The organism is Vibrio sp. 1F255, assembly GCF_041439145.1.
Lineage (GTDB): Bacteria > Pseudomonadota > Gammaproteobacteria > Enterobacterales > Vibrionaceae > Vibrio > Vibrio crassostreae_C.
Map to the genome: position 1 here is coordinate 1 of NZ_JBGONQ010000063.1, position 10,902 is coordinate 10,902.

Genomic DNA, 10,902 nt, shown 5'->3' on the forward strand with positions numbered 1-10,902 from the left:
AGATTCGAGATTCGAGATTCGAGATTCGAGATTCGAGATTCGAGATTCGAGAAAAGTTTAAGCTAGTCGCCAATGGTGGCTAGCTTTTTTTTTGCTTGGAACATGGGAAAATAGCAACTTACCAAACGACAGGCAAAAAAATAGCCAACCGCAATAATCGCGATTGGCTCTATATATTTGTGAACAAATCATAAGTTCACTAACAACGTCAGTTGGCTAGGTGACCCTCGGCTTAAGAAGGGTCAATGTATCAAATGCAGTTAGCGTGCCAACTTTTATTCGACGTTTTATAAACCCTGCATCGCATAAAAACCATGAATTCATCATGAGAATTGCAAAGTGCATTTGCATAATGCAACCAAGATGCAATATCGATAAGAGATCAGTTTCATCGCTGCTCTTAATGACAAATCACTAAGTGGTTGTTATCTAAATGTTAGGCAAATATTCACTTCAACTTATTGCCTTACAATTAATAGAGTAATAAAAGCCCTTCCCCAAAAGCATATTCATACTTTTTTTACACTAAAGTTTGTATACTGCACAAAATCATCCTCAACTCTATGAAGCAATGAATTACTTAAGTACTTTTTTCAAAGGCATGGCTATGGGCGCAGCAGACGTTGTTCCTGGCGTGTCGGGCGGAACCATCGCATTCATCACTGGTATCTACGATACGCTGCTAGAAAGCATTCGCAGAATTAACCCTAGCGTACTTGGCTTATGGAAACGCGAAGGCTTCAAAGCCGCGTTTAATCACATCAATGGTTTCTTCCTAATTTCACTGTTCGCGGGCGTATTCACGAGCATTGCGACATTCGCAAAATTGATTTCTTGGTTATTAGTCACCCACCCTGTTCCACTGTGGTCTTTCTTCTTCGGCCTGATCTTGGTGTCGGTTTTCCATATTCTTAAGCAAGTAGAGAAACGCGATATGATTCGCTTCGTGTTTTTGCTGCTTGGCGTTGCTTTCGCTTATAGCATTACCGTGCTTAAGCCGCTGCAAATGGAGCCAACCAGCATCAACGTATTGATTGCGGGTGCGATTGCTATCTGCGCGATGATTTTACCCGGTATTTCAGGCAGCTTTATTCTGCTCCTGATTGGCATGTATGGCCCCGTGCTTGGCGCCGTTAAATCATTTCAAGTCGATGTACTTGCGTTATTCCTTGCGGGCTGTGTGATCGGACTGCTGACTTTCTCACATGTACTGTCTTGGCTATTGCGTTCATTCCGCGACTTCACATTGGTATTCTTAACCGGTTTGATGATCGGTACGCTGCCTAAGATCTGGCCTTGGAAAGAGACCATCAGCTGGCGCACAAACTCAAAAGGTGAACAAGTTCCTCTGATTCAAGAAAACCTATCACCGTTTAATTTTGAAGCGGTAACCTCTCAGCCTTCTCAGTTGGTCATGGCGATTGTGATGATGTTTGCTGCGATTGCATTGGTTTTAGGCCTGGAGAAGTTCGCAGAGCGTAACGCTGACTAATCATTCAACGTATTTCTGGAACATGTTCAGAATGGATAGAACTTAGAAATACTAAGCTCACATATCTATTAAACAGACAAAAGCGAAGCCAATGGCTTCGCTTTTTTAGTTCTACCATACGCACAAAATTGCTTTTTGATACAAGCACGTATTGAGTGGTGTGATACCATCGCCGTTCTTATAAAATCAAATGAGAACACTACATGCACCCAGCATTAAAGGTTGCTGCGCTCGGTATTGCGCTGGTCGCTGGCTTTTATGGACCACAGGCAGTCGAGCAATTTAAATCGGTAGTAGAGAGCCACTCTCCTGACGTCAACTTAGATGACTACTGCATGCTTTCAACAACATCGTGTGAGCAAGACAGCGTTGCTATGACCCTTGAGCATGAAACAGCTCAACCTCTAGTCCCAACAAAAATCAAAGTGGTGTGGGAAGGCGCGGCCTCTGAAACCTTGATGCTATCGCTGACCGGTTTAGAGATGGAAATGGGCTCAGCACGTTTTCAATTGAAGAGCATTGGCAACAATACCTATGAAGGTGATGTGATTTTACCTGTATGTACTTTAGATAAAATGACATGGATCGGTGAACTCACTGATGGTGTCGATACTGTAAACCCTGCAATAAGGATGGCAAGATGAGTAGAAATTGGTCGTTAGCATTGGTTGTCGCTTTTGTACTTGGCTTTGGTGTCAAAAGCTATCTTGATGGGCAAAACGAAGTTCAAGAACAACACGCTGCAAAACAAGAGTTCTCCGCAACGACTCTTTTCGGCAAAGACAACCAACCAACGGAAATCTTTGACCAAACCGATGACAGAATTCGTATCGTTTACTTCGGTTTCACACGCTGCCCAGATGTGTGCCCCACTTCTTTGGCTATGTTGGCCGGAGCACTTAACCAAGTCTCTGATGAAGCAAAAGCCAAGATTCGCCCGATGTTTGTCTCTCTCGACCCTGAGCGTGATGCAGCAGAGGCCTCATACGAATACGCACAATACTTCCACCCAATGATGGAAGGATTAAGTGGTCCTTTGGATGTGACAACCACGCTTGCACACAACTACGGTGTTATTTTCAGAAAGACCAAGCTGGAAGGTTCAGAGTTGGAATACACCATTGACCACAGCTCATATTTTTATTTTTTAAAGCCCGACGGTACCTTGATTACCAAAGTGCCGCATACGTTAACGCCAGCACCAATTGTTGAGGCTATCAACAAGCTGACGCAGTAAAACGTAAAAACAAAGAACTTAACTAATAAAGTTCGAACAAAAAGTCAGGTCCCAGACCAAAAACATAAAAATTAAGGACAACAACATGAAGTTAAAAGCACTTGCTCTAGCAGGCTTATTGCTAACCCCTTTTGCTCAGGCTAGTAGCGATATTATGGTTCATGACGCGTACGCTCGTGCAACCCCGCCTTCAGCAGTGAACAGCGCGGTGTTCACGACTCTGATAAACCACAGCGATAAAGATCGCGCTATTGTTTCTGCAACAACACCTGCAGCAGGTAAAGTAGAACTTCATGATGTAATCATTGATGGCGATGTTATGAAAATGCGCCAAGTTCAAGAAATCACCATCCCTGCAAACGGTGAAGCGGTACTTAAACCTGGCAGCCTACACATCATGTTGTTCGACCTAAAAAGTAGCCTAAAAGAAGGTGAGCAAATCGAGATGATACTGACCTTTGCCAATGGTGAAACACAGACCTTCGACGCACCAGTGAAGAAAGTGATGAGCGGCATGAAAAAGATGAATCACGACCATCATTAATCGTATTCACAATTGATAAAATAATTTAAGCCACGATGACTTCTCGCCATCGTGGCTTTTTGTTAAACTGAGCGCGCTTTTTATTCAAAGCCTGAACACATTAATAAACCAAGGAGAATAGAAGATGATTGTAATGAAAACACTAAAACTGGCAGTAAAAGTAACGCGTTAATTTGTTTGGTTAATCAAACTTTAATCTCGAACTACCAACATTAAGCCATCAGCTGGCTACCGCACACTTTTACCCGGTTTACTGTTGATCGTAAGTGATCAATATCTGCATGCCTGTAAAGCATGACTCAAATCCGGGTCCTATCGATTTTGAATTCGACCCAAGCTCAAACATTTTTGACGTCTCGACGCTTTTTGAACTGACCAACGCTTTTCGATCTCATCGACAACCTGAGATCTTACAAGACGTTAATGCTCTCATAAGACTTTAATGCACTGATAAGACTTTAATGCTCTCACAAGAAAAGAAAGCTCGCACGTCTGGGTAAATAGACATGAATTCACAAAACGCATTTTCTCATCCAATGTCACTTCAACAACTTGGATGGCAACCTGTATTCCAACAACAACTGACACTCGAAGACTATGATCACTCCGTCATTGCTCGTATCGTCGCACATCACCGCAATGGCTATACATTAGCGTCAGAGCAAGGTGAAATTGTTCTACCCATCCACCAAAACCAACCGGCAATGACCGTTGGCGACTGGGTAATATTGAACTCTGAACTGCAATTCGATCGCTTACTAGAACGCCAATCGCTCTTTAGCCGAAAAGCTGCGGGCAGTCGTGTGGCTGAACAATATATTTCAGCCAATATCGACACAGTGTTTATCGTGGTTTCATTGAACAACGACTTTAATCTGAGTCGCATTGAACGCTACCTGGCACTCGCAAATGAAGCACAAGTTGAAGCGGTTATCGTCCTGACGAAGAAAGACTTGTGTGACGACTACGAAGACAAAGTACAACAGGTACAAAGCTTAGACCCGATGCTGATGATCGAAGCGGTCAACAGCCTAGATCAAGACTCAACCCAAGTACTTTCACCTTGGTGTAAAATCGGCAAGACCGTCGCGCTAATGGGCTCTTCTGGTGTGGGTAAGTCGACTTTGGTTAACTCATTGCTAGGTGAAGCATCGCAGGCAACTGGTGGTATTCGTGAAGACGACAGTAAAGGTCGTCATACAACCACATCACGATCACTCCACTTGCTCGCATCAGGTGGCTTGCTTCTCGACACTCCAGGAATGCGAGAGCTACAACTTGCAGACTGCGCTGAAGGCGTGAGTGAAACTTTTTCAGACGTCGAAGAGTTAGCAATGCACTGTCGTTTCTCTGATTGCCATCATGAATCAGAGCCTGGATGCAAAATACGCAAAGCCATTGAGAGTGGAGAGTTGTCTGAAAGACGATTTAATAACTATCAAAAGCTATTGCGAGAGCAAGCCAGAAATGGTGCCTCATTGGCAGAGCAACGTGCTAACAGTAAGCAGCTTTCGAAGATGTACAAAACCGTTCAATCAGAAAGTCGAAATCTTAAAAAAGCTTCTGACTAAACCTTTAAGTTAACGACTATAAGTTGTATTTGAGACAAGCTTAGCCCCTTAGTGTTAAACACGTGGGGCTTTTTGTTTCAATTTGGTCTTAGTGTGACTATTTATGCACACAATGTTCTTACCAATAGTCGTTTACATTTCCAAATTTACAGTATATTGAGTCTATTAAATGTCATTTTGTAGATTTATAGCTCAATCAAAACACATTTGATTAACATTTAGTTCTAAAAACACCACGTAGCGCAAACAATCACCCTAAAAGTAAACTATTCCTAGACACCCTCTTAGATCCCGCTAATATGACCGCCCATTCCACTAGTGTATAGTCGGATTTGGTACAACTTTATAAAAAGATACATCACTATAATAAATTAACAATTGCAGGTATTTTATGCAAAATCACAACATGCTCGCCCGCATCGCTCGTGGAAATCTCGTTCTACAGATCCTTGCTGGTATTGTTTTCGGTGTCGTTCTCGCCATGGTGTCTCCTTCAGCAGCTCAAGATGCAGGCCTACTAGGTAGTCTGTTTGTTGGCGCTCTGAAAGCTGTTGCCCCAATTTTAGTATTCATTCTTGTTGCAGCTTCTATCGCAAACCAAAAGAAAGGTCAGCATACTCATATGCGTCCGATCATTGTGCTTTACCTGATTGGTACGTTTTCTGCTGCACTGACTGCTGTAGTACTGAGCTTCATGTTCCCAACCACTTTGACACTGGTTGCTGGCGCTGAAGGTGCTAACCCTCCTCAAGGTATCGCGGAAGTTCTTCATACCCTTCTATTCAAGCTTGTAGATAACCCAGTTAGTGCGCTAATGAACGCAAACTACATCGGTATTCTTGCTTGGGCAATCGGTCTTGGTCTTGCACTGCACCACGCATCTGCAACAACCAAAGCGGTTTTCGAAGACCTTAGCCACAGTGTTTCACACATTGTTCGCTTCATTATTCGTCTTGCGCCATTCGGTATCTTCGGTCTTGTTTCGGCTACATTCGCAACAACGGGCTTCGATGCACTAGCAAGCTACGGTCAACTGCTAGCGGTTCTACTAAGCTCAATGCTTATCATTGCTCTTGTCGTTAACCCACTGCTTGTCTTTGTAAAGACAAAACAGAACCCATACCCACTTGTACTGCAATGTATTCGTGAGTCTGGTGTAACGGCATTCTTCACTCGTTCAAGCGCTGCAAACATCCCAGTGAACATGAACCTTTGTAAGAAGCTAGAGCTAGATGAAGACACTTACTCTGTATCAATCCCTCTAGGCGCAACCATCAACATGGCAGGTGCTGCAATCACCATTACTGTGTTAACGCTTGCAGCTGTACACACAATGGGTATTGAGATTGATATCTTCACTGCGATTCTACTAAGCCTTGTTGCTGCAATTTCAGCATGTGGCGCATCAGGCGTTGCCGGTGGTTCACTGCTACTGATTCCTCTAGCTTGTGGCCTATTCGGTATCTCAAACGATGTAGCGATGCAGGTTGTAGCGGTTGGTTTCATCATTGGTGTGATTCAAGATTCTGCTGAAACAGCGCTTAACAGCTCAACTGACGTCGTGTTCACTGCGGCTGTATGTAAAGCTGAGCAAAACAAAGCTTAACAGCTCTTGGTATTAGGCTTTAGCTCTAAGCTCTAAGCTCTAAGCTCTAAGCTCTAAGCTCTAAAAGCAAATAGCACACAAATAAAAAGGGAAGCATTCGCTTCCCTTTTTTGTTGTCTTGGTTTTCTAGATTACGGTTAGAAGCTATATAGATTTATAGATTTATAGATTTATAGCTTCAGTCATTCTTGTCTAACTCATCAAAGCTAACCAACACGTTTTAGTGGTTGCTTTTCCAGCTTGGATCCACTGCTGCCTGACTGAAGTCTAGAGAGTTAGGGCTTGCTTCTTTGTTATGCGTTGCTTGATCGCTGGGTGACCCTTGATTCGCAGCACCGCTTGGCGTCGCCTGCTGGCTGTAATCGACGTTAGAACCTTGCTCACTCGACGCTTTGGTCTCTAAATGACTACCATCGACATTTAACTCCTCACCTTCTTCATCGGACGCTTCTTTAACCTTCTTAGGGACAGGGACATTGCGTTTGTAGAGCTTGTTGAGCGCCTTAATGATTGAGTGCTTAGTGATTGCTTCTTGTGTCAGCTTAGTCATTATCGGTTTAGTCAGAGCCTGTAAGCCTACGACAGCATCCACACCGAGTTCCCCGCCGACTTTATCCCTCAAGTGCTTGGCTTCTGAGTAACCAAAATGAGCCGATAGAAATAGCCAGATATAAGCGATAGCGTTGCCGTGTTCACCATGGTCAATCCAAGCTTCACCTGCTCTAAACATGGCTTCTGCACTGTTCTTTTCTGCGGCCGTCTCAAACCAGTAAACAGCCTCACCATGGTTTGGCTCAACACCAACACCGTTCAAATAGCTCATACCCAGTTTGATCTTGCCGTCTAGGTTGTTTTTTTCAGCGGCCTTTTGGTACCACTCGACAGAGCTTTCAGCCGAGTAATCTGGATTCTCTTTATCTAGACACCAGTCACCGATAAACAGCATCGCTTCAGTATTACCACCAGCCGCAGACTCTTCAATATAGGTATAACCCTTAGGGATGTTCTTATCGGTTCCGCGACCAAAGACAAGCGCTTTGCCCATCTCAAATTTCGCAGACACGTCATTGTCCAATGCGGATATCGCAAGCTGCCAAAAGTTGGCTTTTTCTCTTAAAATCAGGTCTTCTTTACGCTTCATGCTTAGGCGCACAATGCCGTACATGCCATTGATATTATCGAGTTGCGCTGCTTTGTCGTACCAATACAGAGCTTCCTTTATATTGTTACGTTCAGCTTCTTTTGCCAAATACAGAATCGACGGTACATGACCGGTTTCGGCTTTGAAGTGACGCTCTTTTTGCTCTTGTATGCGCGCTTTTTCAATCGCTTTTCGGTAAGCGACAGCACGAGCCTTACGTTCTTGTTCCAAGCGCTGCTTTCTTAGCGATAAAGAGATCAGCCACACGGCGACAAGTATTAACGAAAGAGCCGTCGCACCAATTGCGATTCCCATTGTACTCATAAAATATTTAACCTAACTCGGCAGATACAAGACTCGACGTTGAGAGTGTGTTCTACCCATAGTGAATGTTATGTTTCGAATTACAGGGAAAAGTGCAGTTACTGGCACGTTCCGCCTTAAAATGAACTTAGTTCAGTATCTCAGGATTACATTGCGATAAGAAGCCTAGGAGGTTCAATCCGTATGCAGTCCATAGACGGTGTGATCTTGCTTCAATATAGATAAATTATGAAGGCTGCCTTTCATCAGGAAAGTCCTAAAGCTTGGTGACGAAATTGATGTTTTTCCCATCAACAATTTCGTGCAACTGCCGTACAACTCTCTTACAGGAATAGCTCTATACCTAGGTCAATTGACCGTATATGTAAGCCAACTCGGCAACCGTCTTCGCTGAGAATTTCTTCATCAAGCTTGCTCGGTGTACTTCCACTGTTCTCATGGCAATGCACAATTCATCGGCTATTTTCTGGTTACGCTTACCGTCGATAATTTGTTTGAGGATGTCTATCTCACGCTCGGTTAACGACGCGTACGCTTGGCGATACACATTCATGTGTAAGTGCTTTTCTGAAGCGTCCAAACCTTGCTTGATCGCCTCAGCTAACTCATTGCCTTTAACTGGCTTTTGAAAGAAATTCACCGCGCCGGCTTGTAAGGCTTCAACCGCCATTGGCACATCACCGTGCCCCGTCAGGTAAATCACCGACAGTGGGCTCTGCGCTTTTACCATCAACTCATGAACTTGCTGCCCTCTCATCTCTGGCATTCGGCTGTCTAAAACCACACAACCCGGCGCACTCAAGTCCACTGAGTCTAAAAAACTGGGGCCATCTTCAAAAGCTGACACAGTGAAATCATGCTCTTCTAATAAGAACACCAGCGAGTCACGCATTGACTCATCGTCATCAACCACATAAACCGGCAACGTTTGATGAAGTTCAGGCATAACAAGATTCCTTATGAATCATTTGAAAGAGAAAAAGGTAACGTCACTGCAACGTGACAGCCATGAGGAATCAGTGACTTAATGGTCATTTGACCGCTGTGGTCTTCAATCACGTCCTGGCAAATCGCAAGCCCTAACCCCAAACCGTTTTCTTTGCTACTCACAAAGGCTTGAGTGACTTTCTGCTCAGTAAAATCTAAGCCCGTACCGTTATCGATAACCGACAACATCATTTTATCCGGTTGATACTCGGTAATCACTTTAATTGTCGATGGTTCGTTGTTTTTGTTACCAATATCAGACGTAGCGCTTTGTTCGCGATGCATCTGAGCATTACACGCATCAATCGCATTGTTGATCAAATTTACAACCACCTGCTGCAATCCGACGGGGTCAACATGTAGCGTGATAGGTTTACCCACGACATAACGTTCAATGGTTATCTTGTGTTTCTGTAATCGAAATTGCAGTAGCTCGATGGTATCTGTAAGAAGCACTTCTATATCAGTTTGAGATTTATCTGATGAGCGTTTTTTGATCATGTTTCTTAATCGCTGGATAATCGCATCAGCACGGTCCACTTGCGACTGGATCTTCTCAAATACAGGCTCTATGTCAGTCAGCGGTTTGTTCTTCGAAATCCGCAGTAAACCACCTTCGCTATAATTCCGAATAGCTGCCAAAGGCTGATTAATCTCGTGTGCCAAGCTACTTCCCAGTTCACCAACTACCGCGATACGCTGTGAGTGCTCTAGCTGTTCACTCTTACTTTTCAGCTTGTACAGCGTCGCTTCTAGTTGCTTTTTGCTGCGACTGAATTTGTATTCCAACCAGAAGTGGTAAGCATTCAGCGACACGACAAGAATAAAGAACGCCCATGCCCACTGTTGATTGTACTTGAGCCAGATTAACGCTTCTTTCCACCAAGGTTGTTGCAGTGGATGCATGTCGAGTTGTTGGTATAGCTTATCGATCGACAGCAAGCTTGTGGGTGACGTCCAGCCCGATGCATTCGCTGCAACGGCTGGCGCACTGCTTTTTGGCATCGCAAATAACACCTGACTCATTTGTTTCGCCAGTGCCGAAGACGCTCTCTCTGTTTTGGCAAACGACCAGTTAGGGTACAAAGGTGTAGACACCTGACATCGGAACCCTTCTGGTGCTTGATTCTCGATAACACGATATTGACCCGCCACCAGCAAACCTTCGCTGATCATGCTCTCAACCAAACACGCAGGCACCACCGCAGCTTCAATGTGCCCTTCACGCAGCTGATACAAGCTGGCATCAATAGGGAAACCTAAGAACTGAGTATTAGAGAAAAAGTGATTGGGGTTGAGCCCTTGTTGCATCACTTGGTAACGCATAGTGAGGTAACCACCAAAAGCATTTTCAGAGACTGCCGCAATCGGCTTACCGCTAAGTTGTTCGAGAGAGATATAAGGCGACATTCTTCTCACCACCAAGGCGGAACCAATACTGCGTGTATTACTGGTGCCTTGAGCTTCAAAGTTATGACTGGTCATGGTTGCCATCCAAGAAAGCGCATACTGGCGTCCTAATCGAACCGCCTGACCGGGGTTGGTGATAACAAAATCAACAGTCACATCTTTTACCGCTTCGGCCATCTCTTCCAAGTTGAAAGGCTTGAGAACAAAGTGTTTTCCGGGAATGCGCTCCGACAACCAATCCATTGTCGGCTGCCAACGCTGCTGTGCGGAAAGCTTACCTCGAGTCGCCAACACGCCAACTTCTATGATTTGCTCAGACTCAACAGTGCTTGTCGTTGCAATCTCTTGCTCCGATTGAGCCGCTAAACACGCGCCTGCGGTTAGGCTCAACCAACAAAGGCCAACGATTGTCATTAGGTTTCTGACTGTCACTGAAATCTCTTTCTCCAAACGGACTGTTTATTCAATTTATTCTCAATTCATTTTATGTCAGCGGCGTGTTTCGCGCTTAGCTCATGCTTGAGCGCCTTAAATAAGGTTCATCGCGGATTAGCGGGAACTAAAAACAAAAACGGTAGTAAGTGATATGG

9 protein-coding genes are annotated in these 10,902 nt (G+C 44.4%); 6 read left to right on the forward strand and 3 right to left on the reverse strand.

Annotation, left to right across the window (positions count from 1 at the left end; genetic code table 11):
- Window positions 1–571: 571 nt before the first annotated feature.
- The 6 genes from ACED41_RS21170 to sstT all read left to right on the forward strand — a co-directional run bounded on the left by ACED41_RS21170 (window position 572) and on the right by sstT (window position 6,450).
- Window positions 572–1,492, forward strand: a complete 921-nt coding sequence (locus ACED41_RS21170; protein ID WP_371725633.1) for a DUF368 domain-containing protein — start codon at window positions 572–574, stop codon at window positions 1,490–1,492.
- A 203-nt stretch (window positions 1,493–1,695) separates the two neighbouring features.
- Entirely contained in the window at window positions 1,696–2,136 is a 441-nt protein-coding gene (locus ACED41_RS21175; RefSeq protein ID WP_017066616.1) for a hypothetical protein, read from the forward strand.
- On the forward strand, window positions 2,133–2,729 hold the full coding sequence (locus ACED41_RS21180; RefSeq protein ID WP_371725634.1) for an SCO family protein: 597 nt from the start codon (window positions 2,133–2,135) through the stop codon (window positions 2,727–2,729). The genes ACED41_RS21175 and ACED41_RS21180 overlap by 4 nt, the downstream gene beginning before the upstream one ends.
- 85 nt (window positions 2,730–2,814) lie before the next feature.
- On the forward strand, window positions 2,815–3,273 hold the full coding sequence (locus ACED41_RS21185; RefSeq protein ID WP_017064234.1) for a copper chaperone PCu(A)C: 459 nt from the start codon (window positions 2,815–2,817) through the stop codon (window positions 3,271–3,273).
- A gap of 506 nt (window positions 3,274–3,779) precedes the next feature.
- Window positions 3,780–4,844: a ribosome small subunit-dependent GTPase A gene (rsgA, locus tag ACED41_RS21190; protein WP_371725635.1), complete on the forward strand. Its 1,065-nt coding sequence runs from the start codon at window positions 3,780–3,782 to the stop codon at window positions 4,842–4,844.
- A gap of 391 nt (window positions 4,845–5,235) precedes the next feature.
- Window positions 5,236–6,450 carry a serine/threonine transporter SstT gene (gene sstT, locus ACED41_RS21195; RefSeq protein WP_017068938.1) on the forward strand — a complete coding sequence of 405 codons (1,215 nt, stop codon included), beginning with the start codon at window positions 5,236–5,238 and terminating at the stop codon, window positions 6,448–6,450.
- A gap of 220 nt (window positions 6,451–6,670) precedes the next feature.
- On the opposite strand, the gene ACED41_RS21200 is transcribed toward sstT, so the two are convergent.
- From ACED41_RS21200 to ACED41_RS21210, 3 genes are all read right to left on the reverse strand, one after another.
- Complete coding sequence (locus tag ACED41_RS21200) at window positions 6,671–7,906, reverse strand: tetratricopeptide repeat protein (RefSeq protein WP_371725638.1); 1,236 nt, start codon at window positions 7,904–7,906, stop codon at window positions 6,671–6,673.
- A gap of 352 nt (window positions 7,907–8,258) precedes the next feature.
- Window positions 8,259–8,861 (reverse strand): response regulator transcription factor, encoded by a 603-nt coding sequence (locus ACED41_RS21205; RefSeq protein WP_371725636.1) that lies wholly within the window; start codon window positions 8,859–8,861, stop codon window positions 8,259–8,261.
- Window positions 8,862–8,872: 11 nt separating this feature from the next.
- Window positions 8,873–10,744 carry a PhnD/SsuA/transferrin family substrate-binding protein gene (locus ACED41_RS21210; protein ID WP_371725637.1) on the reverse strand — a complete coding sequence of 624 codons (1,872 nt, stop codon included), beginning with the start codon at window positions 10,742–10,744 and terminating at the stop codon, window positions 8,873–8,875.
- Window positions 10,745–10,902: the final 158 nt, after the last annotated feature.

Coding starts and splice junctions, on each gene's coding strand:
- ACED41_RS21170 (WP_371725633.1), top strand. CDS start 572: ATGAATTACTTAAGTACTTTTTTCAAAGGCATGGCTATGGGCGCAGCA.
- ACED41_RS21175 (WP_017066616.1), top strand. CDS start 1,696: ATGCACCCAGCATTAAAGGTTGCTGCGCTCGGTATTGCGCTGGTCGCT.
- ACED41_RS21180 (WP_371725634.1), top strand. CDS start 2,133: ATGAGTAGAAATTGGTCGTTAGCATTGGTTGTCGCTTTTGTACTTGGC.
- ACED41_RS21185 (WP_017064234.1), top strand. CDS start 2,815: ATGAAGTTAAAAGCACTTGCTCTAGCAGGCTTATTGCTAACCCCTTTT.
- rsgA (WP_371725635.1), top strand. CDS start 3,780: ATGAATTCACAAAACGCATTTTCTCATCCAATGTCACTTCAACAACTT.
- sstT (WP_017068938.1), top strand. CDS start 5,236: ATGCAAAATCACAACATGCTCGCCCGCATCGCTCGTGGAAATCTCGTT.
- ACED41_RS21200 (WP_371725638.1), bottom strand. CDS start 7,906: ATGGGAATCGCAATTGGTGCGACGGCTCTTTCGTTAATACTTGTCGCC.
- ACED41_RS21205 (WP_371725636.1), bottom strand. CDS start 8,861: ATGCCTGAACTTCATCAAACGTTGCCGGTTTATGTGGTTGATGACGAT.